This is a genomic window from Streptococcus sp. D7B5 (genome assembly GCF_029691405.1).
Classification (GTDB): Bacteria; Bacillota; Bacilli; order Lactobacillales; family Streptococcaceae; genus Streptococcus.
This window is the reverse complement of record NZ_CP121467.1, coordinates 1,569,701-1,594,530: the sequence shown is the minus strand read 5'-3', so window position 1 is coordinate 1,594,530 and position 24,830 is coordinate 1,569,701. Positions and strand designations below refer to the sequence as shown.

The 24,830-nt window shown below is 42.2% G+C and carries 24 protein-coding genes and 1 pseudogene; 3 read left to right on the top strand and 22 right to left on the bottom strand.

Annotated features, from left to right (window positions below):
* Positions 1 to 81: 81 nt before the first annotated feature.
* The 10 genes and pseudogenes from P8P68_RS07750 to P8P68_RS07705 all read right to left on the bottom strand — a co-directional run.
* A complete protein-coding gene (locus P8P68_RS07750) occupies positions 82 to 774 on the bottom strand; it encodes a methionine ABC transporter permease (RefSeq protein WP_000137507.1) in 693 nt (230 codons plus the stop codon).
* Position 775: 1 nt separating this feature from the next.
* Positions 776 to 1,837 carry a methionine ABC transporter ATP-binding protein gene (locus P8P68_RS07745; protein ID WP_000085691.1) on the bottom strand — a complete coding sequence of 354 codons (1,062 nt, stop codon included), beginning with the start codon at positions 1,835 to 1,837 and terminating at the stop codon, positions 776 to 778.
* Positions 1,830 to 3,203, bottom strand: a complete 1,374-nt coding sequence (locus P8P68_RS07740) for a M20/M25/M40 family metallo-hydrolase (RefSeq protein WP_000231793.1) — start codon at positions 3,201 to 3,203, stop codon at positions 1,830 to 1,832. The genes P8P68_RS07745 and P8P68_RS07740 overlap by 8 nt, the downstream gene beginning before the upstream one ends.
* 118 nt (positions 3,204 to 3,321) lie before the next feature.
* Positions 3,322 to 4,176 (bottom strand): MetQ/NlpA family ABC transporter substrate-binding protein, encoded by an 855-nt coding sequence (locus P8P68_RS07735; protein ID WP_000694527.1) that lies wholly within the window; start codon positions 4,174 to 4,176, stop codon positions 3,322 to 3,324.
* Positions 4,177 to 4,330: 154 nt separating this feature from the next.
* Positions 4,331 to 5,173, bottom strand: a complete 843-nt coding sequence (locus tag P8P68_RS07730; protein WP_000724972.1) for an amino acid ABC transporter substrate-binding protein — start codon at positions 5,171 to 5,173, stop codon at positions 4,331 to 4,333.
* A gap of 102 nt (positions 5,174 to 5,275) precedes the next feature.
* Positions 5,276 to 5,599, bottom strand: a complete 324-nt coding sequence (locus P8P68_RS07725) for an AzlD domain-containing protein (RefSeq protein ID WP_000253913.1) — start codon at positions 5,597 to 5,599, stop codon at positions 5,276 to 5,278.
* Positions 5,589 to 6,284, bottom strand: a complete 696-nt coding sequence (locus P8P68_RS07720; RefSeq protein ID WP_000659756.1) for an AzlC family ABC transporter permease — start codon at positions 6,282 to 6,284, stop codon at positions 5,589 to 5,591. Before P8P68_RS07720 ends, P8P68_RS07725 begins: the two co-directional genes overlap by 11 nt.
* Before the next feature lie 140 nt (positions 6,285 to 6,424).
* A complete protein-coding gene (locus tag P8P68_RS07715; RefSeq protein WP_025172597.1) occupies positions 6,425 to 7,033 on the bottom strand; it encodes a hypothetical protein in 609 nt (202 codons plus the stop codon).
* A gap of 91 nt (positions 7,034 to 7,124) precedes the next feature.
* Positions 7,125 to 7,751, bottom strand: coding sequence for a hypothetical protein (locus P8P68_RS07710; RefSeq protein ID WP_000673207.1), 627 nt, complete (start codon positions 7,749 to 7,751; stop codon positions 7,125 to 7,127).
* A 262-nt stretch (positions 7,752 to 8,013) separates the two neighbouring features.
* Positions 8,014 to 8,136, bottom strand: a pseudogene (locus tag P8P68_RS07705) (MutR family transcriptional regulator); the annotation flags it as partial.
* A gap of 436 nt (positions 8,137 to 8,572) precedes the next feature.
* On the opposite strand from P8P68_RS07705, the gene P8P68_RS07700 reads away from it, so the two are divergent.
* Complete coding sequence (locus tag P8P68_RS07700; protein WP_000551495.1) at positions 8,573 to 10,861, top strand: hypothetical protein; 2,289 nt, start codon at positions 8,573 to 8,575, stop codon at positions 10,859 to 10,861.
* Positions 10,862 to 10,995: 134 nt separating this feature from the next.
* On the opposite strand, the gene tsaD is transcribed toward P8P68_RS07700, so the two are convergent.
* From tsaD to P8P68_RS07680, 4 genes are all read right to left on the bottom strand, one after another.
* Positions 10,996 to 12,006, bottom strand: a complete 1,011-nt coding sequence (gene tsaD, locus P8P68_RS07695; RefSeq protein WP_000655082.1) for a tRNA (adenosine(37)-N6)-threonylcarbamoyltransferase complex transferase subunit TsaD — start codon at positions 12,004 to 12,006, stop codon at positions 10,996 to 10,998.
* Positions 11,996 to 12,433: a ribosomal protein S18-alanine N-acetyltransferase gene (rimI, locus tag P8P68_RS07690; protein ID WP_000569855.1), complete on the bottom strand. Its 438-nt coding sequence runs from the start codon at positions 12,431 to 12,433 to the stop codon at positions 11,996 to 11,998. The genes tsaD and rimI overlap by 11 nt, the downstream gene beginning before the upstream one ends.
* Complete coding sequence (gene tsaB, locus P8P68_RS07685; protein WP_000865681.1) at positions 12,430 to 13,113, bottom strand: tRNA (adenosine(37)-N6)-threonylcarbamoyltransferase complex dimerization subunit type 1 TsaB; 684 nt, start codon at positions 13,111 to 13,113, stop codon at positions 12,430 to 12,432. Before tsaB ends, rimI begins: the two co-directional genes overlap by 4 nt.
* Before the next feature lie 254 nt (positions 13,114 to 13,367).
* Positions 13,368 to 13,583 (bottom strand): hypothetical protein, encoded by a 216-nt coding sequence (locus P8P68_RS07680; protein ID WP_000492029.1) that lies wholly within the window; start codon positions 13,581 to 13,583, stop codon positions 13,368 to 13,370.
* A 1,000-nt stretch (positions 13,584 to 14,583) separates the two neighbouring features.
* On the opposite strand from P8P68_RS07680, the gene P8P68_RS07675 reads away from it, so the two are divergent.
* Positions 14,584 to 14,817, top strand: coding sequence for a DNA-dependent RNA polymerase subunit epsilon (locus tag P8P68_RS07675; protein WP_000639581.1), 234 nt, complete (start codon positions 14,584 to 14,586; stop codon positions 14,815 to 14,817).
* A 1-nt stretch (position 14,818) separates the two neighbouring features.
* Entirely contained in the window at positions 14,819 to 16,498 is a 1,680-nt protein-coding gene (locus P8P68_RS07670; protein WP_000331972.1) for a ribonuclease J, read from the top strand.
* 37 nt (positions 16,499 to 16,535) lie between these two features.
* Here the strand turns inward: P8P68_RS07670 and mnmG are convergent, their stop codons facing one another.
* The 8 genes from mnmG to P8P68_RS07630 all read right to left on the bottom strand — a co-directional run bounded on the left by mnmG (position 16,536) and on the right by P8P68_RS07630 (position 24,657).
* Positions 16,536 to 18,449 carry a tRNA uridine-5-carboxymethylaminomethyl(34) synthesis enzyme MnmG gene (mnmG, locus tag P8P68_RS07665; RefSeq protein WP_000221917.1) on the bottom strand — a complete coding sequence of 638 codons (1,914 nt, stop codon included), beginning with the start codon at positions 18,447 to 18,449 and terminating at the stop codon, positions 16,536 to 16,538.
* The gene (locus P8P68_RS07660; protein WP_000989470.1) at positions 18,439 to 18,870 is read right to left on the bottom strand and encodes an NUDIX hydrolase; all 432 of its coding nucleotides are present in this window, start codon (positions 18,868 to 18,870) and stop codon (positions 18,439 to 18,441) included. The genes mnmG and P8P68_RS07660 overlap by 11 nt, the downstream gene beginning before the upstream one ends.
* A gap of 8 nt (positions 18,871 to 18,878) precedes the next feature.
* Positions 18,879 to 19,334, bottom strand: a complete 456-nt coding sequence (locus tag P8P68_RS07655; RefSeq protein ID WP_000193660.1) for an NUDIX hydrolase — start codon at positions 19,332 to 19,334, stop codon at positions 18,879 to 18,881.
* 149 nt (positions 19,335 to 19,483) lie between these two features.
* On the bottom strand, positions 19,484 to 19,915 hold the full coding sequence (locus tag P8P68_RS07650) for an SseB family protein (RefSeq protein ID WP_000485110.1): 432 nt from the start codon (positions 19,913 to 19,915) through the stop codon (positions 19,484 to 19,486).
* 21 nt (positions 19,916 to 19,936) lie between these two features.
* The gene (gene mnmA, locus P8P68_RS07645; RefSeq protein WP_007520866.1) at positions 19,937 to 21,058 is read right to left on the bottom strand and encodes a tRNA 2-thiouridine(34) synthase MnmA; all 1,122 of its coding nucleotides are present in this window, start codon (positions 21,056 to 21,058) and stop codon (positions 19,937 to 19,939) included.
* Positions 21,059 to 21,219: 161 nt separating this feature from the next.
* Complete coding sequence (gene argH, locus P8P68_RS07640) at positions 21,220 to 22,611, bottom strand: argininosuccinate lyase (RefSeq protein ID WP_001125690.1); 1,392 nt, start codon at positions 22,609 to 22,611, stop codon at positions 21,220 to 21,222.
* 27 nt (positions 22,612 to 22,638) lie between these two features.
* A complete protein-coding gene (locus P8P68_RS07635; RefSeq protein ID WP_278275854.1) occupies positions 22,639 to 23,835 on the bottom strand; it encodes an argininosuccinate synthase in 1,197 nt (398 codons plus the stop codon).
* A gap of 15 nt (positions 23,836 to 23,850) precedes the next feature.
* On the bottom strand, positions 23,851 to 24,657 hold the full coding sequence (locus P8P68_RS07630; protein WP_001045245.1) for an ABC transporter substrate-binding protein: 807 nt from the start codon (positions 24,655 to 24,657) through the stop codon (positions 23,851 to 23,853).
* Positions 24,658 to 24,830 lie beyond the last annotated feature (173 nt).

The following is a 24,830-nucleotide window of genomic DNA, read 5'->3' as shown; positions in this document are numbered from 1 at the left end:
ATAGCATATTTCTAAAAAGAAGCTTTATCCTTCTTGCATTTCGGTGAGAAAACAAAAAGGAGTCCCTTTGAACTCCTTCCATTATTTATGACTTAATTTCTTGGTCAAGAAATCTCCCAAGAACTGGATCGTAAAGATAATCAAGATGATAATGATGGTTGCCAAGATGGTCACATCGTGATTGTAACGGTTAAATCCATAAGCAATGGCCACGTTACCGATACCACCAGCACCAACTGCTCCCGCCATGGCTGTTTCCCCAACAAGGGAAATCAAAGTCACAGTCGTCACACGAATCAAATCTGGCAAACCTTCTGATAGGTAAACACCCACGATATCCCAGAAGGTCGCTCCGCTCGCTTGAGCCGCCTCAATGACACCGCCATCCAGCTCAGCCAAGACAACCTGCACCTGACGGGCAAAGAAGGCAAAGACTGCAAAAGAAAGGGGGACAAGGGCTGCATTTGGCCCGATGCTAGTCTTCACAATCAAGTGAGAGAGTGGCGACATGATTGCCAAGAGGATGATAAATGGTACCGCGCGGAAAATAGAGGTAATCTTGTCTAAAATCCAGAAGATAACCTTATTTTCCAAGACACCGCCTGGCGCTGTCAAGACGAGGAAAAGACCTGCTACCAACCCCAAGAACCCTCCGATGATGAAAGAAAGAACTGTCATATAAAGAGTTAGGTAGATGGCTGTTCCCCAGCCTGCCTGACCAGCCCAGCCCATCTTATAGACATTTGGTAGATAAGTTTGAATCAACTCTGTCATTTTACTGTCCTCCCTTCAATACTTTTAACTGGACGCCAGCCTGACGGATGGCATCTTGGGCACCTGCTAGTGCTGCTTTTTCACCTGACAAGACCACCACCAATTCTCCGACAGGAGTGCCATCGAGAATTTCGATATTTCCATAGAGGATATTGGCCGTTACTTGGTAATGTTTGTACAATTCATTCAAAAGTGGTTCATCTGTCGAAGCCCCTGCATACTTGAGCTGCACTAAGATACTGTTCTCAGATAAATGTTCTACGATTTCTTGCTTCTCAATCTTGACCATGGCTTCATCAATACCTGTAGCTGTTGAGATAAAGTCCTGTGTCAAAGGTTGTTTAGGGTCTGAGAAGATTTCAAGGACACTGCCTTCTTCAATCAAACGGCCATCCTGCATGACCGCCACACGGTTGGCAATGTCTTTGACAATCTGCATTTCATGCGTAATCAAGACAACCGTCAAACCTAATTTCTGGTTCAAATCTTGCAACAAGGCCAAAATCTGCTTAGTTGTCTTAGGGTCGAGGGCAGACGTTGACTCGTCTGAAATCAAAATTTTCGGATCATTTGCCAAGGCACGCGCAATGGCTACACGCTGTTTTTGCCCTCCTGATAGTTGTGAAGGGTAGTTTTCAGCACGATCCGCCAAGCCAACCAAGTCCAACAACTTAGCTACTTTTGCTTTCTTTTCTTCCTTGCTGAGTCCAGAATGTTTGAGGGCAAAGGCCACATTTTCCTCTGCTGTCTTTTGACTCATTAGGTTGAAATGCTGGAAAATCATCCCGATATCTTGACGTTTGCGACGCAACTGCTCTGCCGTCAAGGTTACCTTGCCATCAAAAATGACGTCGTTATCAATGGTAATTTTCCCAGCAGATGGTTTTTGCAAGAGGTTAATCACCCGTACAAGGGTTGATTTCCCTGCTCCAGAATATCCAACGATTCCGTAGATATCCCCTTCTTGGATGTGAATAGTCACATCCTTGACCGCTGTGATGGTTCTTTTCTTTTGGTGAAAAGTCACATCGATCTGATCTAACTTGATAATATCTCTACTCATAGCTTCTAATCAGCTCCTCTACTAATTCAATATGGGTGTAGTAATCGGCGATTCGCACATTTTCATCTCCACCGTGATCTCGGCTATTGGCATTTCCTAGACCGAAGGCCACCATTGGTACCTCTAGGGCATCAAAGACCGTATGCATAGGTCCTGTTCCCGCTGTGGTCGGCAAGACTGATACGCCTTGTGGATAGAATTTCTTGGCCAACTCGATTACGTTGAGAATGGCTGGCGCGCTCATATCGCTTCGATAGCTCATCTCTCCCAAGGTATAGTATAATTCTACCTTATCAAAGCCATTTTTGTCTAGCTGTTTCCGAATTTTTTCCAGAACATCATGCGGTTCTAGGCCAGGAACCAAACGAACTTCTAGCTTAGCACTGGCTTCTGCTGGCAAAATCGTTTTAACCCCTTGCCCTTGATAACCTGACTGAATCCCTTCGATATTAAGGGCTGGCTCGAAAAAGAAACGTTTTAGGAAGGCTACACGTTCCTCTTGTAAGAGAGGCAATTCCAAGCCATAAATGCGACTGATTTCCTCAGGATTGCGTTGGGCGTAGGTATCCACCAAGGCTAGTTCTCGTTCATTTGGCTCTTGAACATCCTCGTACAAGCCTTCTACTAAGATACGCCCATCTGCTGCACGTAGGCTACTTAAAGCCTGGATAAGATACCATGGAGCTGATTCCACGACACCACCATAACTCGAGTGGATATCCACATCCGCACTTTTTACCTTGGCATCAAAGGTCACAATGCCCTTGTTTCCTCCAGAGATTTCCAGCTGTTCCAAGGCGTTCTTGGTCCCTTGTTCCCAGACTAGTAAATCCGCCCCACGAAGTTTGTCTGCATGTTTCTCTAAATACTTGTCTAAATCCATAGAAGCAGACTCCTCTGCCCCTTCCATGATAAAGCTGATATTGACTGGCAGATCATCGTGGTGCTGCATATACTTTCTCAGAGCACTCAAACGAGCCGTGATATGGCCCTTGTCGTCGTCAACACCACGCCCATACATAAATCCATTGCGGACCGAAAGCGTAAAGGGATTCTCTGTCCACACCTGATCTCCGTCCGCTGGTACAGTGTCATAGTGGTTATAGAAGATCAAAGTCTTAGCATCTGGACGCGAACTCTTGAAATGCGCCATGACAAAGGGAGCCGTATAGCTCTCATCAATCTCCACTTCAGCCCCTACACGCTTGAAAATCTCACCCAGATAGTTTGCGACCTCCTTGAGTCCAACCTGCTGGGCAAAGACTGATTTCTTGGAAATCAAGGTACGCAAAACTTCAAAATAATGCTGGGCCACATGATCCTTCTCAAATTTTTCAATCTGCTCTTGTTCGCTAGGAAAAACCATTTTCTCTCTCTTTCTACTACGTACTTGTGTCCTCAGAACGACCACAAGTGCCTCTTTAAAATCAACTCTCTATACAAAAGTAAGAGGTGGAAACTCTCTCCCACCTCCCTATGTCTTATTACCAAACTGGTTGGTCCAAACCGTCTGATGTTTCTTCGATAACTTTTTTCACTTCATCAGTGTGGTAAGCCGCGATAATTTTCTTGATGGCATCAGCTTTAGGTGATGATTCCCAATCTTTTTTCGCAACGATGATGTTGTACCATTGTTTTGAGTTTTCATCAGCTTGTTCTTTGAAGAGTGCTTTTTTGTAGTCCAATTTTGCTTCTGTAACGAAGGTATTGTTTACAACGGCAGCATCAACTGATGACAATGAACGAGCTGTTTGGCTAGCGTCCAATTCAGTAATCTTCAAGTTCTTTGGATTTTCTGTGATGTTAGCAACTGTTGCAAGTGCAGTTCCAGAAACATCCAATTTGATCAAACCAGCTGATTGAAGCAAGTAAAGCGCACGGCTTTCGTTTGTTGCATCGTTTGGTACGGCGATTTCACCGTTATCTGGGATTTCTTCAACTTTAGTGTACTTGTTTTCTTCCCCATTTTTACCTGAGTAAAGGCGGATTGGTGAGATGTAGGTATCTGCAATCGCTACAAGATCTTTCCCGTTTTCTTTGTTCCAGTTGTTCAAGAAGTTGTAGTGTTGGAAAGCATTCAAGTCTACTTCGCCATCAGCAGTTGCCTTGTTTGGTTGTGAATAATCTGTGAACTCTGTGAATTCCAATTTAATTCCATCTTTTTCAACCAATTCTTGGATTTTATCCCAACGCGCTTCTTCAGAACCGCTACGGTTAACTGTTGCAATTTTGACAACTGTTTCGTTGTCTGCTTTCTTTTCTGAATTTCCGCAAGCTGCAAGAGCCAAACCTGCAACTGTAGCAAGAGCTGCTACACCGAGCCATTTTTTAATTTTCATGATTCTTTCTCCTTTAAAAATAATACCGTAATAGTATCTCATACTTTATTTGAATTAGCAAATTGTTATTAGATAGGCAGACATATAGTTTGAAACTATATACCTGAAAATTGAGAAATCATCCGTCTTTCTCAGACTGGATGATTTCATACGACTATTTAATATCAGCTTCTGCTGGGAGATAAGTGTCCCCGAAGAACTGTTTAGACAATTTTTCAAGAGTTCCGTCTTTGTAGAGTTCTTGGATTCGTTTGTCTACAAATGATTTCAACTCATCTTGACCTTTAGCAAGAAGTGGGTAAACGTAAGGTTGTTGGTCGCTTGGAAGTTCAATGACTTTCAAGTTGTCCAAACCTTGGTTCTTGATAACTGTTTCAACACCGATCTTATCAAAGATCTTGTAGTCAAACTGACCATCGCTCAAACGAGACATGATTTGTTGGAAATCAGCCTTGGTGTAGTTAAGAACAGTTGGATTGTCAGCGTGTTGTTTGTTATAATCTTCTAGCTGTTTAGCTGATGTTGTCCCTTGAACGACCTCAGTAGACTTGCCTCCAATGTCATCAAGTGATTTGATGCTGTCGTCGTCTTTCTTCACAACGAGAACGTTAGGGTTTTTAGCAGTTGGAGCTGCATAAAGGTACTTTTCAGCGCGTTCTTTGGTATAACTGATATTGTTCACAGCCATTTGATAACGGTCGCTATCAAGGCCTGCAAAGACACCTGACCACTCTGTCTTTTCAAACTTGACAGTATACTTGTCTGAGTCTTTAAAGATAGCACGAACAAGCTCAATCTCGTAACCAGTCAATTCACCATTTTCTTCATAGATAAATGGTTTTGGTGAGCCGTTAGTTGCTACAACGATTTCTTTCTTAGCACTTGTTGCATCACCTGATGCCGCATCTTTCTTCTCACCACCTGAGCAAGCTACTAGTACACCTGCGGCAACAAGTCCTAGAGCAGCAAGAGATGAATATTTAACGATTTTTTTCATGTCATTTCCTCCAAAATAGAATACTGTATTATCTTAACAGAAAAAAGGAATTTACGCCATTATATGATATCTATCTCGGTGATAGGTTTTTCTTATGGCTGGCTAAAAGACCAGACGCAAGACTGCAATCAAGACCACTCCAAAGAGAACTGTAGCAACTAGATTGCGGTAGCGAAAGGCTACCCAAACCGTTGGAAAGACTGCCAAGAAGTCCAACCACTTGATCTGAGGAAGGCTGCCAACCTTACCGGTCACTACGCTTGAAAGAATCAAGGCAAAGATGATAGAGACAGGCAAGAACTTCAAAAATCGCTCTACGATAGCTGGCAACCCCTTGTACTTGACCAAGATGAAAGGAATCATACGGGGAACCCAAGTCACTAGGCCCGAAAAGATAATGGCTAACAAAAGATATTTACTGACCATCTAAAAGCACCCCCATCGTACAACCAAGTAGCGTCGCAAACAGAACAGCTAGTGACTGAGACACCACTGTCAAGAGCAAAAAGAAAGACACCGTAACAACTGCTAGGATCTTCAGCAGATTGCGGACAGGAATCCGTCTTTGCATAATCTGGAACTGCGAAGCAAAAATCCCGATAAACATTCCCACAAGGGCAAAATCTAAACCAAAAATTTCTGGATTTGGTAGGAGTCCACCTAGAGCTGTTCCGACTACTGTCCCCACAAACCAAGCTACATAGCTGTTGAGATTGTTCCCATGCATCCACATAGGATTGACCTTGTCTGTATGGGCTAATTCTCCCATCAAAACCCCGTAAGTCTCATCTGTCAAGAGGCTAGACATACCGATATTTTGCCAGAGACTAGTATGACGGAAATAGGTCGATGCATGCAAGCTCAGCAAAAAGAGGCGCAAGTTGATCAAAAAGACCGTCATAGCAATAGCTGCGACAGGTGCTTGGACCGCAATCAATGCTAACATGGCAAACTGGGCGCTCCCAGCATAAACAAAGAGGCTCATCAAGCCCATCTCAACAGGTGTCACATAGGGCGCACCGATAATCCCACAAGCCAGACCAATGCTGACATAGCCAAGGGCAGTCGGCATGGCCGCCTGTACACCTTCCCAAAATCCTTTTTCTTTCATCCTTCTCCTCATATTCTCTCCAATTGAGGCTGTTCGTTATCACAGCCACAGCACGGACTATTATAACATATTCAAATAAGGGAAAAAAGTTTAGAGTTTGAAACTTGAAGCTAGTAAACATTGTAAAAAATGTTACCTGTTTATGGATACATGAGAAATTGATCCACTCGAATCATATACTTGTTGGCTTCAGTTTTTTCAGCATCTTCATCTTCTGTCGGATAGACATCGACCCAGAGTTCCCACTGTTGTCCTTTCAGCTTGACCTTGTAGCGATAACCGTCATCATAGAGTCCTACCGGATCAGTGGTCATGGACTGGTAATCTGGGAGTTCTTCCAATTCTTTTTTTACAGTCTGGGATAGATTGTTGATCACTACTTGTTGCTCCCCTTTTGAAGCTACAGTAATATGAGCTGTCGCTTCTTCCAAGCGATGCGATTTTGAAAATGTGAATCTTACTCGACCTGTATGGCCCTTCAAAGAAATATTTTCGTAATCATAGAAAAGGCGACCTGTTTTATAGAAATAAGGGTCTTCTGCACGCCAAGTATCGCGATAGGCCATTTCCTCTTCTTCCACCACTTGGCTAGCCTCTCCAAATACTTCTTCAAAAGATTTAACAGGCATACCAAACGAAAGGGATTCAAACAAAACTAGTTGCGTCTTGTTGATATTATGGCAAGCTGATAAAAGCATGAGTAAAGCTCCAAGAGCAAGTAAACTACTGATTATTTTTGTAATTTTCATATTTTTACTATACTAAAAAACTCTATCATTTGTCCAAGATAAAAGAGTTAACCATTAACTGACTTCTATTCTAGGGTATAGAAGGAAAGGATTACGATGCATGCCTCCGATATTGACTAATCCCAACCCCATATTTCTTATCTTCAGGTTTCTCATGATAACCTAGTTCTGTTGGATAGACTTCAACCCAGAGTTCCTCCATTTGTCCTTGTAATTTGGCTTTATATCGATAAGAATCTTTCTCGAGTCCTAGCATTTCAACAGTCAAAGACTGATAGTCTGGCAAAGTTTCAATCTCTGTTTTTATAAACTGAGATAAATTGTTGACCAGTTCTTTCTGTTCCACTTTTGAATTGATAGGAAAAGAGACTCTTACTTCTTCTAAAGTATGCCATTTTGAAAATGTGAAATCTGCACGAACAGTATAGTCTTTCCACCTCATGTTTTCGTAATAGTAGAAGAGGCGACCTGTTTTATAAAAATAAGGGTCTTCTGCACGCCAAGTATCACGATAAGCCATTTCTGTTTCCTCAACAACTTTATCAGCTTCTCCAAATACTTTTTCAAAAGATTCTGTGGACATATAAAAGGAAAGAGATTTAAACATGACTAACTGCGTACTAGGAAATTCCAAATTTTTAAAGTTTTGGTAAGATTTTATAAATAAGATTAGCACTCCAATAGCAAGCAAACTACTAATTATTTTTGTAAATTTCATATTTCTACTATACAAGAAAACTCTAGGATTGACAAACTTTGAATTTTTCGATTACATTTTGAGATTTGTTCTCTAAATTTTGAGGAAACAAAGAATTGATCAAAAACTAGTAACAGATAGTCAAAATAAAAAAGACTGAAACTGTACTGCACCCCAAAAGTTAGACAGAAAAATCTAACTTTTGGGGTGCAGTACAGAGATTATCTTTTTCATTCTATTTTCTCCTATACTATGAAACAAAGACAGTATAACACGAAGACTACCCTAACTCAAACTTGGATAACTGAGATGCTGTCAGTCCATCACAAGCTACATCTGACTGCTTGAGTTTTCTAGCCAATCGCAATTCCTTGTAAAATTCTCCCAATGCCATCTTTTCAATCATGACCAAACTCCTGTCCAAAACCCTCTTTACTATTCCATTCGTAAATACTTTTCCTTTTTTAACATGTTATAAAATATGGGAACTATATACCCGTTTACACTAGACACAAGATATAGTGCTTACGAGAATATCAAAAAGGCGACTTACAAACGGAAATCGTCTTTTAATAATGTCTAAATTCTTCGCAGGATTTCAAAATTTTGATATAATAGAAGTAACAAAAATAAAGGAAATTAAGTATTATGAACGCAATCACAGCTCACAGCTCACAGCTCACAGCTCACAGCTCACAGCTCACAGCTCACAGCTCACGCTGATTATGTAATCGGACGTGTTTTTTGTCAAGCATTAAAACAGGCATTTTCACATTTTTGTGAGAAGGCTTTTTATGTTGAGTTTTCTGAGTTATCTTTAGAGAGAAATGGGGAGCTACAATATGCATAACCATTTCTCAAACGAAGTTGATGGACAACTCAAGTTTTATCAAGATTATCTACCTCTTGTTGATAAAACTTTGAAAACAGATGATATTTTAACGGATTATACAGATGGTATTGTATATGGAAATCTGATTGAATTTAAAGTTGTTATCAATGATATTAACTCTGTTCTATTCCAAACCATCAAATATCTATCCGCTCGGAGAATCAAAGGGAAAGAAATCCCTAAAAACATTCTGCTTGTATCGCTAACGAATGAAAAAATCTACGTTTTTGATAGTCAGGAATATTTAACACATATCGAAAAAGTATATTTTGGTGGTGCAAGTGTTAAAACAGCTGGTTTTTCTTCTGATGCTCCTCTTGAGGTTTTAGAATACGGTCAAAGTCAACTAGATGAAAGTCGTCTCATTACTTTACTACGTTCAAAGCAATACACAAAAATTAACATTGACGAAAACTGTATTGTTGGTTGGGCGGAACGTTTTTATCGTGAAAACAAAGGAGCTAAAAAGTCTGATTTTATCGGTGACCAAACTGGTAAAGTTAAAATTATTGGTGAAATTCGGAAACCTGAGAAACTAAAAGAATTTATCAATCCCTATATCGGTGAAACTAATGCACAATTTCACTATTTGATGGATAAACTCAATGATACTTTACAAAAGAAAAACTTAGGAGCTTTCTACACTCCTGAACCTTATGTTGAAAAGTCATTGGAGCTAGTCCGACAAGCTATTAAGCGTGTTCCAGAAGGAAATGATTATATTATTTTGGATAGATGTGCTGGGACTGGAAACCTCGAGAAATTGATGAGCGACGAGGAACTAAGTCACTGCGTCCTTTCTACTATTGAATACTATGAATATAAAGTTCTTGTTGAGTTGCTAGGTGACAAGGTTCGCCACATTATCCCACCAACTGAGAAAGAAGATACGTTTAATATGGGACTAGTCCGAGGAGCTGACGCTCTTAGCAAGGAATACATTAACAATGAAATTATTAAACGCTATATCAACGACCCAAAAGTGACAATTATCATGTACGAGAATCCCCCTTATGCAGAGACTACTTCTATTGAACACCAAAAAGCTGGGACTAGTAAGAAATCATCTGCTTGGAAAAAGAGCTTTTTAGTGACGGAGATGAAAAAAGAGGTTAAAGGACAAGCGACAAACGAACTCGGAAATATCTTTATCTGGTCTGCTTTCAAATATTATTTACGCCAACCAACAGATTCTTATATTGTCTATAGTCCTGTAAAGTATTGGAAAGCTCAGCATCTCATCAATCAAAAATTTTTAGGTGGTTTTGCTTTTAATCGCAAACACTTTCACACTAATATTCATGCGATGATTATGTGTGCTCTTTGGAGTAAAGAAGAAGTTGCACTAGAGTCACTAAAATTAGAAGCCTATGATATTGATAAGGATGGAAATTTACTTCCTGAAAATAATATCATTATTAAAAGGATACATAGCACGTATAGCCAAAAGTACTTTGATAAAAGAAAGTTCATAGATGATGAAAATAATGGACTTTATCTAGGATTAAATGGTAAAGAGTATGAAGGTAAAACTAAGAGTGTTGTTCCTTTATTTAATTCAAACATTCTGGGCTATATGGCAGTATATAGTTCTGGATTTGATAACCCAGATTTACACGCTACCTTAATAATGGCAGGTAGATATGATGGACATGGCTTTTTCCTTCGCTCTGACAACTTCCTAGAAAAACTCCCAATGTTTGCCGCCAGTCGCTACATTACTTATAATCGTCACTGGACACAGCGTGCTAATATTATGAAATCGGCCGATGGCGTTGAACGTTTTAATAAAGCTGTATCAAGTAACAAGATTGAACAAGACTTATTGAAAATTCTTCTATTCACAACACTTGAAACGCAAAATCACATGAGAAGTTTATATGGTTCTGATGGACGATTCTACCGAAATGAGTTGTCATTGGATAACTCTAATGGAGATACGCTAGCAACAGTCAGCTTAGCAAAATTGAAACAAGGTTCTAAAGAGACTGATTTATTTGAACAATGGGGAAAAGTCCTAACAGAAGCTAAGAAAACGAAAAATTATAATTCTAAATTAACGTATTCAGTTTATCAGATTATTGATGAGCTTAACACATCTGAAAAAGATGAAAATGATAAAACAATCTATAACTATCCCGAATTAAACGGACACTTGAATACATTGAAAACAATGGTAAAAGAGTATTATAATTCTGAAATTGTGCCATTCCTATTTGAGTATGAATTTTTGAAATAAGCATGAAAAAGACGATTTCCTCTTGGAAGTCGCCTTTTTGATATTCTTGTAAGCACTATATATTGTGTCTAGTGTAAACTGATATATAGTTACCTAAAATATTTTAGCAAAAAAGCCAGCCTCAAGCTGACTCTTTATTCTATGGTATCAAAAGCGAGACTTGGTTTGGCATTGAGGTCCAGGCCTGCGAAGTTTTCTTTGTTCCACTCGCTGACACTGGCATAGGCAATCATACCTGCATTGTCTCCACAGAGACGCAGGGGTGGAATGATGACTTTGACATCTGTAATTTCGGCTGCTAGGCGTTCTCTAAGACCTTTATTGGCCGCCACACCACCTGCGACAACAAGGGTTTTAACAGGATATTTATCTAGGGCTTTCTTGGTTTTTACCATGAGAATATCCATGACAGCTGCTTGGAAGGAAGCACACAAATCCTCTGTAGACAAGCTTTCTCCCTTTTGCTCAGCATTGTGGTAAAGATTGATAAAGGCAGACTTCAAACCTGAGAATGAAAACTCCAGATTGTCTTCCTTGATCATGGCACGAGGGAAGTCATAAACATCCTGACCTTGATGGGCCAACTCGTCAATCTCGCGACCTGCTGGATAAGTCAAGCCCATGACACGGCCGACCTTATCATAGGCCTCACCAACCGCATCATCTCGTGTCTCCCCAACAATCTTGTAATCGCCAGCCTCTGACACATAGACCAACTCGGTGTGTCCTCCGCTGACCAAGAGTGCCAACAAAGGAAACTCCAAAGGCTCCACACTCTGAGCTGCCATTAGGTGGCCAGCCATGTGGTTGACGGGGATAAGCGGCAGGCCATGTGCCCAAGCAAAGGCCTTGGCAGCTGACAAACCAACAAGCAAGGCTCCGACCAGGCCTGGTCCGTAGGTAACCGCCACAGCTGTTATGTTCTCTTCGGTAATCCCTGCTTCTGCTAGCGACTCCTCAATACAGGCCGTAATAACCTCGACATGGTGACGACTGGCCACTTCTGGCACTACGCCACCAAAACGTTTGTGGCTCTCGATTTGACTAGCGATGACATTGGACAAGAGCTGGTCGTCGTTTTTTAAGACAGCGACACTGGTCTCATCACAAGATGTCTCAAATGCTAAAATATATCTATCCTTCATCTATTTCTCTCTTCATGATAATGGCGTCCTCGACTGGGTCATGGTAGTAGGCCTTTCTCTCAGCGATGACCACCATCTTTTCTTTCTTGTAAAATGCTTGCGCTCGTTGGTTTGACTTTCTGACTTCAAGGAAAATCTCCTTATCTGTCGGCAATTGAGCAAACAAGGCTGACGCAATTTCCTGACCCTGATAGGCTCCTTTGACAGCGATTTGTAGGACTTCTGCTTCAAAGAGATTCTCCTGAACGGCTAGAAAGCCAATCACTTCTCCCCCATCATAAGCCAATGCATACCAGGTCTGATCTTGGGATAGGTCTGCTTGGATTTGTTCCAGCGTCCAAGGGCTGACTGGGTAAACATCTACCATAACAGCATAGATAGCTTGAGCCAAGTCAGGTCGCTGTTGGATTCGTTTGATCTCTATCATAGGCGTTTAATATAAGACTCGCCAGACTCGGTGTGATTCTTGAGCCAGTTTTCCTCGGCTTCGACACGCTTGAGGTAATTTGGCACAAAGTCGTGCAAGGAGTCTGCTTCCTTATCCCAGGCCCAAAGAGCTAGATTAGCTGCATTTGGCAAGGTTTCTTCGTAGTTAGTTTGTGGCAGATGCTCTTGGATTTGTTCCACAAAGGCTCCAACTTCTCCGACAAAGGTCACCTGCTCAGCATCCTTGACCTGCTCTAGCACTTCCGCAAAAGACAGGTGCGCTTCTGGAAAGACAGCCTTGGCATTTTCATAAAATCCTGCATAGACATTGTTGCGACGTGCATCCATGATAGGAACCACCAAGCCTTCTTGCTGACTTGGCACCAGAGCTAAGAGGCTGGACATCCCCACTAACTCAATGTTCAGAGTATGAGCCAAAGTCTTGGCAGTGGCTACCGCAATTCGTAAACCTGTGTAGCTACCTGGTCCCTCTGCCACCACGATTCGATCCAAGTCCTTGGGTGTCAGGTCCAGACTTTCCATCAAAAAATCGATGGCAGGCATAAGGGTGATACTGTGGTTTTTCTTGATATTGATCATAGTCTCGGCAAGAACTTGCTTATCCTCTAAAATGGCTAGAGAAAGAGCCTTGCTGGACGTATCAAAAGCTAATACTTTCATAACACATTCCTATCTTTTTGTCTGCTTACTATTATACTACAAAAGCTGACGCATGGGAATTTTCTTCTTTTTGAAACAAAAGGGCCTGCCACTTAGACAAAAAGAAGTGTAAATAAGTCATATATACCTTAACTCGATTTTCGATGTGAGAAATCATCGTCATAACAATAAAGATAGCACCTAAAAATAGAAAAAGTCCATCCCATCTATCAAGACGAGGTGGATTTTCTGTTTATCTAGAGGAATAATTGACTTTAGGCATTTAAACCAAAGTAGAAAACAAGCCAGACAACATAGGTTACAAGGAGGAGAAAAATTGAATAGAGCGTCACAAAAGCAAGCTTCCAAAGGAACTTTGTTTTGCGGTGTTCCAGATGCACAAACAGGGCATTCCCCCCATAGACACAAGCTACAAAGACTACAAACATCAAGAGGCGAACCCCTACTGCAAATTCAAACAAACTAAACATTCTTAATCCTCCTTTTGGTATTCCTATTTTTATATAAACTGTTGACAATGTTGTTCTATCAATGTTAAAATGTAATTCAACACTGATAGGAAAATCAGGTTGAGTCGTTGACTCTTCGGGTTGCAGTGCTATCCCTGAAACTTTGGTTTCTAAAGAACTGAAATTGCGATTGAACAATTCGCCCCCAGTGTTTGACGGCTCTTGACTTCGGTCAGGAGCTTTTTGATGCTTTTAAAGTTGATTCCCTCAGTAAGTTATAGTAAAGTATAAATATCGAGAGGATAACATAGGGCGACTGGTGACAGAGCGTTCAAAGGTACCAACTTCTGGTACGGGTGTGGGACTGCCCTCAGCTTTGAGCTGTAAAGACCCCTGACTACCATTGGTCCTCTCTTTTTGCTTACTCTTAAATTAAGTGCTTGTCTTTACCTTTTAGTAAGCGCTCCACTCCATGCTATTTCTACATCGTTATACTTATAGATTGACTTCTTAGCCTCATAGATGATAGAATTAAGTAAAAGCTGAGATCGAGTTTGATTTGGTGACAAGTCATTCAAAGGTTGCGATGCATTCGCTTCAGGTAGAGGTGCTGCCATCTGGACTGCTCCAGGAAAATCCCCGAGTTTTGTCTCAGCCTTTTTGGTTGCTCTCGAGATTTCTCAAGAGCTTTTTCTTTTTTCAAAGATATCATTCTGTCCCAACCATCCACTCCAACGATTAATGAAACTAGAACTATATTCTTCCTTAAATCTACTATCTCTTTAGATTCCCCCTTTAATTATAACACCTAAGCGCTCTCCGACCAGATCCTACCTGTCTTTTTGCTCCTTCTTACCCTCCCTACTTTCTCCATTTCCGTCTTTTACTAATTTTTCATTTTGTGGTATAATTGAAATAATTGTAACGAATCAAGGTCAATCTAGACACAAAATGGAATGAAATCAAGCAAATCTCTGCTAAAAGTTTGGAATAAGCTGACCTGTAAATAGAAAGGAACTATATGATTTACAAAGTTTTTTATCAAGAAACAAAAGAACGTAGCCCACGTCGTGAAACAACACGCTCACTTTACCTAGACATCGATGCCAACTCAGAACTTGAGGGCCGTATCGCTGCTCGCCAACTTGTCGAAGAAAACCGCCCAGAGTACAACATCGAATTCATCGAACTCTTGTCTGACAAATTGCTAGATTACGAAAAAGAAACTGGCGCTTTCGAGATTACGGAGTTCTAATATGGCCTACACTCTTAAACCTGAAGAAGTCGGCGTTTTTGCCATCGGTGGTCTGGGAGAAATCGGAAAAAACACATACGGAATTGAATACCAAGACGAGATTATTATCGTCGATGCTGGGATTAAATTCCCAGAAGATGACTTGCTGGGTATCGACTATGTCATTCCTGATTACTCTTACATCGTGGACAATATCGACCGCGTCAAGGCTGTTTTGATTACCCACGGACACGAGGACCACATTGGTGGGATTCCCTTCCTGCTCAAGCAAGCAAATGTCCCTATCTACGCTGGACCGCTTGCCTTAGCTTTGATCCGTGGAAAACTCGAAGAACACGGCCTCTTGCGCAACGCCAAACTTTACGAAATCAATCACAACACTGAGTTGACCTTTAAAAATCTCAAGGCAACTTTCTTTAGAACGACTCACTCTATTCCAGAGCCTTTGGGGATTGTTATTCATACTCCTCAAGGAAAAATCGTTTGTACGGGTGACTTCAAGTTCGACTTCACTCCAGTTGGAGAACCGGCGGACTTGCACCGGATGGCAGCCCTTGGTGAAGAAGGCGTACTCTGTCTCCTGTCTGACTCGACAAACGCAGAAGTGCCAACCTTTACCAACTCTGAAAAAGTCGTTGGCCAATCCATCATGAAGATTATCCAAGGCATTGAAGGACGCATCATCTTTGCATCCTTTGCCTCAAATATCTTCCGTCTCCAGCAAGCAACGGATGCCGCTGTTAAGACTGGACGCAAGATTGCAGTCTTTGGACGTTCGATGGAAAAAGCCATTGTCAACGGTATCGAGCTTGGCTACATCAAAGCTCCTAAGGGAACCTTTATCGAGCCAAATGAAATCAAAGACTATCCTGCAGGCGAGGTTCTGATCCTCTGTACAGGTAGTCAAGGTGAGCCGATGGCAGCCCTCTCTCGTATCGCTAACGGAACCCACCGTCAGGTGCAACTCCAACCCGGCGATACTGTTATCTTCTCTTCTAGCCCAATCCCTGGAAACACCACTAGCGTCAACAAGCTGATTAACATCATTTCTGAAGCTGGTGTCGAAGTCATCCACGGAAAGATTAACAATATCCACACCTCTGGACACGGTGGTCAGCAAGAGCAAAAACTCATGCTCCGTTTGATTAAGCCAAAATACTTCATGCCTGTCCATGGTGAATACCGCATGCAAAAAGTCCACGCTGGACTAGCGGTGGATACTGGTGTCGAGAAGGACAATATCTTTATCATGAGCAATGGTGACGTGCTTGCCCTTACTGCTAACTCAGCTCGTATCGCAGGTCATTTCAATGCCCAAGACATCTATGTCGATGGAAATCGTATCGGCGAAATCGGTGCAGCCGTCCTCAAAGACCGTAGAGATCTATCCGAAGACGGTGTCGTACTTGCAGTCGCAACTGTTGACTTCAAATCGCAGATGATTCTGTCTGGTCCAGACATCCTCAGTCGAGGCTTTGTCTACATGAGAGAGTCTGGCGACTTGATTCGTCAAAGTCAGCGCATCCTCTTCAATGCCATTCGTATCGCATTGAAAAACAAAGATGCTAGCATCCAATCTGTCAATGGTGCTATTGTCAACGCCATTCGACCATTCCTCTATGAAAATACAGAACGTGAACCGATCATCATTCCGATGATCCTCACACCAGATGAAGAATAAAGCAACAAAACAGCCCCGTCTTCGGAGCTGTTTTTCTCTATGCTTTCTTTTCTTGATTCTTAGAAATACTACGATTTTTACCTTCAAGATAGACCATCAAAATAGAAATATCTGCTGGATTTACTCCCGAAATACGGCTGGCTTGGCCGATGGTTTCTGGATTGATGAGTTTGAACTTCTGACGGGCTTCTGTTGCGATCGAGTCAATGTCATCCCAGTCGATATTGGCTGGAATGCGTTTTTCTTCCATGCGTTTCATCTTGGCAACCTGATCCATGGCTTTGGAAATATAACCCTCGTACTTGATCTCTGTTTCAATCAATTCAATGACCTTGTCATCCAAGTCCTCTGCAGCTGGTCCGATAAAGGCCACCACATCTTGGTAAGAGACTTCTGGACGGCGAAGGAATTCCTTGGCTGTCACTGCATCTGTCAGCGGCTTGAATCCCATCGCTTCAACCTTAGCGTTCGTTTCCTTGACTGGCTTGAGTTTGATGCTGTCTAGGCGTTTCATCTCATTGTCAAATTGATTTTTCTTAATCTCAAAACGGGCCCAGCGTTCATCATCAACGAGACCAATCTCACGACCCATCTCAGTCAAACGCATATCAGCATTGTCATGACGGAGGATGAGACGGTATTCAGCACGACTGGTCAAGAGACGATAGGGTTCAATAGTTCCCTTGGTCACCAAGTCGTCAATCATGACCCCGATATAGCCGTCACTGCGCTTCAAAATCAATTCAGGCTTGCCTTGGATTTTTAGAGCCGCATTGATACCAGCGATAATCCCTTGGCCAGCAGCTTCTTCGTAACCTGACGTTCCATTTGTCTGACCAGCAGTAAAGAGTCCTGAGATTTTCTTGGTTTCCAAAGTCGCACGCAACTGGTGTGGCAAGACCATGTCGTACTCAATGGCATAACCTGTTCGCATCATCTCTGCATTTTCCAGACCTTTGATAGAATGAACCAAGTCACGCTGTACATCCTCTGGCAGACTGGTTGATAGACCTTGAACATAAACTTCCTCTGTATTGCGCCCTTCTGGCTCAAGGAAAAGTTGGTGGCGTTCCTTGTCCGCAAAGCGCACAATCTTGTCCTCAATTGACGGACAGTAACGAGGTCCCACTCCCTTGACCACACCTGTAAACATAGGCGCACGATGGAGGTTATTTTGGATAATTTCATGACTGGTACCATTGGTATAGGTCAACCAGCATGGCACTTGATCCTTGACATAGTCCTCATCACGTGAAGTATATGAGAAGTGATTTGGTGCTTCATCTCCTGGCTGAATCTCTGTCACATCGTAGTTGATAGAGGAAGCCTTGACACGTGGAGGGGTTCCTGTCTTGAAACGACCGATTTCGAGGCCCAATTCCTTGAGATTATCAGCTAGGTTAATAGAAGCAAGACTGTGATTAGGACCTGATGAGTACTTGAGGTCTCCGATGATGATTTCCCCACGGAGGGCTGTTCCTGTGGTTACAATAACCGCTTTTGCTCCATACTCTTGATGGGTAGCTGTACGCACACCGACAACCTTGCCATCTTCCACCAAAATTTCATCAATCATGGTTTGACGAAGGGTGAGATTTTCTTGATTTTCAACTGTCTTGCGCATCTCCTTAGAGTAAAGCTCCTTGTCAGCCTGCGCACGAAGGGCACGGACAGCTGGACCTTTCCCAGTGTTGAGCATCTTCATCTGGATGTAGGTCTTGTCAATGGTTTTAGCCATTTCACCACCAAGGGCATCCACTTCACGCACGACAATCCCCTTGGCAGAGCCACCGATAGAAGGATTACAAGGCATGAAAGCCAGCATTTCAATGTTGATGGTCGCAAGCAATACCTTGCAGCCCATACGGCTAGCAGCTAGAGATGCCTCCACCCCAGCGTGCCCCGCACCGATTACAATAATATCGTATTCTTCCGTAAAATTATAAGTCATTTCTTAACCTTTCAAAAATTTCTCGCAAATAAGGAACTAACTTCTCCTCCTCTAGAGCTTGATCCATAGTAACCCATTTAAAGTGTGTATGCTCTTCAGGATCTAATCTGATAATTGGCTTCTCCCCAATCCACTCTGCTTTATAAACTAAGCGAGTAAAAACCGTATCCTTAGAGGTATCCAGTTGACTATCTTCGTGAAGAAGTTTGAGCGAACTGCTATCTAGCCTAACTCCCGCTTCTTCAATGCATTCTCTAAGAGCACCATCTCGCGGAAGTTCACCCTTTTCAACCCCGCCACCAGGAATATCCCAGTAAGTTGGATAAACGTTGGGTTCTCCTCTTTTAATTTCCGAACGCTGAATGAGCAAATAATCACCACCACTATGAACAAGTACATGGGCAATAAGCTTAACCATCATTTTCTCTCCTATTCCTCAAGATGAATGTGTTTTAGTTGGCCGTTCCATTCTGGTAGGGCTGTTTTTAAAAAGGCTGGAACTAGCTGGATATTCTGGAGCTGATCCAAATCAATCCACTCACAAGGTTGCCTTTTCACATCTTCCTGCATGGTCAATGGAGCTTCTTCAAGCAAATTCACCAGGTAATGAAACTCGATGTTGTGATAGGAAACACCGTCCTGTTCAAAACGATTTTCAACCACGAAAGCTAGCTGCCCAGCTTGAGCTTTGACACCTAGTTCTTCCTTCACTTCACGGACTACCGCGTCTTCCGTGCTTTCATTGACTTGAATCGCACCGCCGATAGTGTAATATTTACCCTTGTCTTTAGTAACTAGGAGCTTGCCATTTTGGAGAATCAAGGCTGCCGCCCGAACACCAAAGACCGTGTCTCCCACTGTTGTCCGAAAGTCTTGTTGAGTCATTTTTGTCCTTTCCCTTAAACGACACAAAAACAGTCAAAACTCCAAAGAAGTGCAGGACAAAAAAGCCTGCAACATCCATGAGCTTTGACCATCATTTCTATTGCTTTTATTATTGTAGCAAATTGAGAAAATTTGTCAATCTAAATGTACTATAATTGGCGAATCGCTTCAAAAGCTCCTTTGTCAATCTCGACTGGGTCAGAGAAGGCATCCAGAACAATCCCTCTCACCGGAAACTCCCCTATCTCTTCCGCAACAGATAAACAGTCCGTAAGAGGTAATTGCAACCAGGAAAAACGGTCATAATAGTCCCTGGGAATATCTTGTTCAGTTAAGAAACAAGGATAGAAGTAGTCGTCTCCCTTTCGCAGAATATCCGGTTTTAGTCGTACCCCTTCTTGTTCATCACTCTCATCCAGAAGATTCGGATTGAAGGGGACCCAGACTTTAGCTTGTTTCAATTCCTTGAACAAGGCTTCAATTGACTCTGTCGTTTTCTCTCTCAAATACTCTTTCTTATAGTCAGAGAGGCTCATTGTTTGCTCTTTTTTAGCCGTTTTTTTCTTAAAAAACTGAAACATTCTCTTTCCTCTTAGAAAATCTTAAATGTACTGACAAACCTGTCCATCTCGATAAGCATTATCAATCAAACCGCCACCGAGACACTCATCGCCATCGTAAAAGACAACTGCCTGTCCTGGTGTGATGGCGCGTTGCGGTTCCGCAAAGATGACCTCTGCCTTATCTCCTTTGACATGTACTGTCACCTTAGAATCAGGCTGACGGTAGCGGAATTTAGCCGTACATTCTAGCGTAAATTCCTCTGGCATCTCACGAGTAAAATGAACTTGACTGGCTTCTAGGCTGGTTGACATAAGCGAATCATGGTAAAAACCTTGGCCGACATAGAGGATATTCTTGCTTAGATCTTTTCCGACAACGAACCAAGGGGCATTGTCACCACCGTGTTGGCCACCGATACCGAGTCCGCCACGCTGACCAATCGTATAGTACATAAGGCCGGCATGCTCACCCATATCGCGACCATCCACAGTCATCATGCGACCAGGCTGAGCTGGCAGATAGTTGCTGAGAAAGTTTTTAAAGTTCTTTTCTCCGATAAAGCAAATCCCTGTCGAGTCTTTCTTCTTAGCAGTCGCAAGTCCTGCTTCTTCTGCGAGTCTGCGAACTTCAGGCTTTTCCAAATGTCCCAGTGGGAACATGGTTTTTTGGAGTTGTTCTTGCGAAAGTTGACTGAGGAAATAGGTCTGATCCTTGCCATTGTCCACGCCACGAAGCATGTGAACGATGCCATCCTCATCACGCGCCACTCGAGCATAATGCCCAGTCGCTACATAGTCTGCACCCAAGGTCATAGCATAATCCAAAAAGGCCTTGAACTTGATTTCCTTGTTACACATAACGTCTGGATTTGGCGTGCGCCCTGCACGGTATTCCGCTAGGAAATACTCAAAAACGCGGTCCCAGTACTCTTTTTCAAAATTGACAGAGTAGTAAGGAATGCCAATCTGGTCTGCCACTGCAGCCACATCCTTGTAATCTTCGGTCGCCGTACAGACGCCGTTTTCGTCTGTGTCATCCCAGTTCTTCATGAAGATACCGATCACATCGTAGCCCTGCTCCTTGAGCAAGAGAGCCGTCACCGACGAATCAACACCACCACTCATCCCCACAACAACACGTGTTTTAGAGTTATCACTCATGGTAAGTCTCCCATCTATTCGTTTATTCACGATTGAAGGTCGTGTGTGCTTTAACGATTGAAGGTCGCTTGAGCAGTATTCATTATAACACGCTTGGTTGGAGAAGACAAGAAAGAGGCTGATAAATCATCTCAACCTCTCTTTCTTCCTTTGCAAACGAATCAATTTTCCCCTTTAAGTTCTTTCTTCGCTTGTTCTATCTGGTATTTCACTTGCTCAAAGCCGGTTCCTCCTAAGGAATTCCGTCTCCGAACAGCGGTTTCTGGACGCAAGTAGATATAAATATCCTCTTCAATCAAGGGATGGTAGGCTTGCAACTCCTCCAAATCCCAATCTTGGATGTTTTTACCATGCTTGATAGAGTCTAGAACCAATTTCCCTACAATTTCATGCGCTTCTCTAAAAGGGAGTCCTTTTTCAGCCAAATAATCTGCCAGTTCGGTCGCATTCGAAAAATCATTCTCTGTGGATTGCTGCATTTTGGCCTTATTAACCTGCATGCTCGATAGCATACCTGCCAACACATCCAGAGAATTTAAAATCGTTTCTACTGTATCAAACATGCCTTCCTTGTCCTCTTGCAAATCCTTATTGTAAGCCAGAGGCAAAGACTTCATGACGGTCAATAGCCCAAGCAAGTTCCCGTAAACTCGGCCTGTCTTCCCTCGAATCAATTCCGCCATATCAGGATTTTTCTTCTGGGGCATGATAGATGAACCCGTTGAAAAGCTATCAGACAAGCTAATGTACTGATACTCAAAACTGCACCAATTGATGATTTCCTCACAAAAACGACTCATATGCATCATCAAAATGCTGGCATTTGACAGAAATTCTAAGATAAAATCACGGTCACTCACTGCGTCCAAGGAATTGGTATAGGGTTGTTGGAAACCCAATAAATCACTCGATAATTGACGATCGATTGGAAAAGTTGTCCCCGCTAAGGCAGCCGCACCCAGTGGAGATAGGTCCGTATGTTTCAAGTTAAATGCAAAGCGCTCGCTATCCCTTTGGAACATATTATAATAAGCCATGAGATGATGGGCAAAACTAATCGGTTGGGCATGTTGCAAATGAGTATAACCTGGCATGATGGTTTCCACATGTTTTTCAGCCAAATCCAGCAAAACACTGTTCAGATTCGCCAACTTATCCAAGACATGGCCAAGCTGCTCCTTTAGATATAAGTGCATATCCGTTGCGACTTGGTCATTCCGAGAACGAGCCGTGTGTAGTTTCCCAGCCAGAGGACCAATTTTCTCTGTCAGCAACACTTCCATATTCATATGAATATCTTCATTTGCAATATCAAAATGAAGCTCTCCTGCCTCTAAATCTCGCAACAAAGCTTGCAGACCATCTTGGATCTGCTCTGCCTCTTCCAAGCTTAAAATGCCAGTCTGTCCTAGCATTTGAACATGAGCTAGGGAACCCATCAAATCAAATTTTGCCAGCTGGTGGTCAAAAGAAATACTCGCACCGAACTGTTCTACCCAATCTTCCACAGTGCCTTCAAATCGACCACCCCATAATTTTGTATTTTTCGGCATATCCTGTCGTCCCTTTCTATCGCGTCACTACTCAACATTTTTCTGAACTTCTGAATAAACCTTAGTCGGAAGCCCCCAAAGCTTGATAAATCCAACAGCCGCATCTTGGTCAAAGGTATCCGCACTGGTATAAGTCGCCAAATTTTCATCGTAAAGAGAATTTGGTGATTTCCGAGCCACTACCTGGGCGTTCCCCTTATAAAGTTTAACTTTTGCAGTTCCATTGACGACCTTCTGTGTCTCCTTGATATAGGCAATCAAAGCCTGAGTTGCTGGGCTAAACCACAGGGCATTATAGATGAGATTGGACAACTCATTTTCGATAATAGGTTTGAAATGAGCCACTTCTCTCACAAGAGTCAAGTCCTCAATCTCCTTATGAGCTGCCAATAAAGTCACAGCACCTGGGCACTCATAAATCTCTCTTGACTTAATACCGACTAGGCGATTTTCCACATGGTCAATACGACCAACACCGTGTTTGCCCGCAATTTCATTGAGCTTTTGAATCAAAGTCGCCACTTTCATCTTCTCACCATTGAGGGAGATGGGCACCCCGCAGCTAAACTCAATGTCTATAAATTCTGGACTGTCTGGCGCCTCTTCTGGCGAAGATGTGATTCCAAATGCTTCTTCTGGTGCTTGGTTCCAAGGATTTTCCAAGACACCACATTCATTTGCGCGTCCCCAAAGATTTTGATCGACAGAGTAAGGATTGTCAAGGTCAGCAGGAACTGGGACGCCGTTTTCTTTGGCATATTGGATTTCTTCTTCACGAGACCATTTCCACTCACGAACAGGCGCAACTACTTTTAAATTGGGATCCAAAGCCGCAATAGAGACTTCAAACCGAACTTGGTCGTTTCCCTTGCCTGTACAACCATGGGCAATTGTGGTTGCCCCCGTCTGATGAGCTATTTCAACGAGTTTTTTTGAAATAAGAGGGCGACTCAGAGCAGATACCAAGGGATACTTCTGTTCGTAGTAGACATGAGCCTGAAGGGCCACTAAAACATAGTCATTAGCAAATTCTTCCTTAACATCAATGACATAAGACTCTACAGCCCCAACCTTGAGAGCTTTATCGTGGATGAACTCCAAATCTTTTCCTTCACCCACATCCATACAAACAGCGATCACATCATAGTCTTTTTTTAACCATGTAATAGCAACTGATGTATCCAATCCACCTGAATAGGCTAAAATAACTTTTTCCTTACTCATTTCTCATCCTTCTTTCTATTTTTCGATAGAGGCTTTAAAAGCATCGTCAATCAATTTGTCCAACTCCCCAGAATCCTTCAACTTCTGGATGGTTTTGTCAACCGCCTCTTTTAATTCTTTACTGTCTTTTTTCATCGCAACAGCGTAGGAATCTTCTTTGTCATTGTCAAAATCAAACTCAGCGATGGCTAGGTCTGGATTATTCTCTACAAAGCCTTTCGCCACTGGTTCCTCAAAGATAACTGCATCCAGTTGCCCTGATTTCAAATCTGTTATCAAATTTCCATTTTTAGGAAGTGAAACGAGAGAAGCATTCTGCAAGGTTTCTTTGGCCAGAGTTTCCTGGATAGAGCCTTTCTGCGCTCCAACCTTTTTCTGAGCCAAATCCTTGACTGATTGGTAATTCGTTAATTCAGATTTTCTTACGATAACCTTATTTTTCGAAGTGTAGTAGGGAATTGAAAAATCGTAAACTTGACTTCTCTCCTCCGTTTTAGAAACACCTGATATGGCAAGATCGGCCTTGCCTGAATCAAGACTAGCCAGTACATTGTCAAAACTCATTGGAGAGAACTCCACTTCTACACCTAGTTCCTTTGCGATGGCTTTGGCTAGCTCAACATCTGAACCTACAATCTGATTTTTCCCATCGACCAATTTCTGATATTCAAATGGAGCAAACTCTGGATTTAGGGCCACCACCAATTTTCCTTTAGCCTTAATGGCTTCAACACCTTGGGATTGAGCGTTACTACAAGCAAATAATAAGGGAAACATAAGCAAACCAAACATCGTCATCAACACCTTCTTCACTTTATTCATAGAAGAGCCTCCTTTTATTTTTATACTTTATTGTTGTATAAATAATACTCCTCTCATTTTCGTTTGTCAAGAAAAAACTGTATTTTATTTCATTAAAATCAAGAAAAAGCTTATTATATGATATATTTTTACATATAATAAGCTTATTTATACTATTTGAGTTTTTAAAAATA

Excerpts from the sequence above, each read along its gene's own strand:
- P8P68_RS07750 (WP_000137507.1), bottom strand. The coding sequence starts at position 774 with ATGACAGAGTTGATTCAAACTTATCTACCAAATGTCTATAAGATGGGC.
- P8P68_RS07745 (WP_000085691.1), bottom strand. The coding sequence starts at position 1,837 with ATGAGTAGAGATATTATCAAGTTAGATCAGATCGATGTGACTTTTCAC.
- P8P68_RS07740 (WP_000231793.1), bottom strand. The coding sequence starts at position 3,203 with ATGGTTTTTCCTAGCGAACAAGAGCAGATTGAAAAATTTGAGAAGGAT.
- P8P68_RS07735 (WP_000694527.1), bottom strand. The coding sequence starts at position 4,176 with ATGAAAATTAAAAAATGGCTCGGTGTAGCAGCTCTTGCTACAGTTGCA.
- P8P68_RS07730 (WP_000724972.1), bottom strand. The coding sequence starts at position 5,173 with ATGAAAAAAATCGTTAAATATTCATCTCTTGCTGCTCTAGGACTTGTT.
- P8P68_RS07725 (WP_000253913.1), bottom strand. The coding sequence starts at position 5,599 with ATGGTCAGTAAATATCTTTTGTTAGCCATTATCTTTTCGGGCCTAGTG.
- P8P68_RS07720 (WP_000659756.1), bottom strand. The coding sequence starts at position 6,284 with ATGAAAGAAAAAGGATTTTGGGAAGGTGTACAGGCGGCCATGCCGACT.
- P8P68_RS07715 (WP_025172597.1), bottom strand. The coding sequence starts at position 7,033 with ATGAAAATTACAAAAATAATCAGTAGTTTACTTGCTCTTGGAGCTTTA.
- P8P68_RS07710 (WP_000673207.1), bottom strand. The coding sequence starts at position 7,751 with ATGAAATTTACAAAAATAATTAGTAGTTTGCTTGCTATTGGAGTGCTA.
- P8P68_RS07700 (WP_000551495.1), top strand. The coding sequence starts at position 8,573 with ATGCATAACCATTTCTCAAACGAAGTTGATGGACAACTCAAGTTTTAT.
- tsaD (WP_000655082.1), bottom strand. The coding sequence starts at position 12,006 with ATGAAGGATAGATATATTTTAGCATTTGAGACATCTTGTGATGAGACC.
- rimI (WP_000569855.1), bottom strand. The coding sequence starts at position 12,433 with ATGATAGAGATCAAACGAATCCAACAGCGACCTGACTTGGCTCAAGCT.
- tsaB (WP_000865681.1), bottom strand. The coding sequence starts at position 13,113 with ATGAAAGTATTAGCTTTTGATACGTCCAGCAAGGCTCTTTCTCTAGCC.
- P8P68_RS07680 (WP_000492029.1), bottom strand. The coding sequence starts at position 13,583 with ATGTTTAGTTTGTTTGAATTTGCAGTAGGGGTTCGCCTCTTGATGTTT.
- P8P68_RS07675 (WP_000639581.1), top strand. The coding sequence starts at position 14,584 with ATGATTTACAAAGTTTTTTATCAAGAAACAAAAGAACGTAGCCCACGT.
- P8P68_RS07670 (WP_000331972.1), top strand. The coding sequence starts at position 14,819 with ATGGCCTACACTCTTAAACCTGAAGAAGTCGGCGTTTTTGCCATCGGT.
- mnmG (WP_000221917.1), bottom strand. The coding sequence starts at position 18,449 with ATGACTTATAATTTTACGGAAGAATACGATATTATTGTAATCGGTGCG.
- P8P68_RS07660 (WP_000989470.1), bottom strand. The coding sequence starts at position 18,870 with ATGATGGTTAAGCTTATTGCCCATGTACTTGTTCATAGTGGTGGTGAT.
- P8P68_RS07655 (WP_000193660.1), bottom strand. The coding sequence starts at position 19,334 with ATGACTCAACAAGACTTTCGGACAACAGTGGGAGACACGGTCTTTGGT.
- P8P68_RS07650 (WP_000485110.1), bottom strand. The coding sequence starts at position 19,915 with ATGTTTCAGTTTTTTAAGAAAAAAACGGCTAAAAAAGAGCAAACAATG.
- mnmA (WP_007520866.1), bottom strand. The coding sequence starts at position 21,058 with ATGAGTGATAACTCTAAAACACGTGTTGTTGTGGGGATGAGTGGTGGT.
- argH (WP_001125690.1), bottom strand. The coding sequence starts at position 22,611 with ATGCCGAAAAATACAAAATTATGGGGTGGTCGATTTGAAGGCACTGTG.
- P8P68_RS07635 (WP_278275854.1), bottom strand. The coding sequence starts at position 23,835 with ATGAGTAAGGAAAAAGTTATTTTAGCCTATTCAGGTGGATTGGATACA.
- P8P68_RS07630 (WP_001045245.1), bottom strand. The coding sequence starts at position 24,657 with ATGAATAAAGTGAAGAAGGTGTTGATGACGATGTTTGGTTTGCTTATG.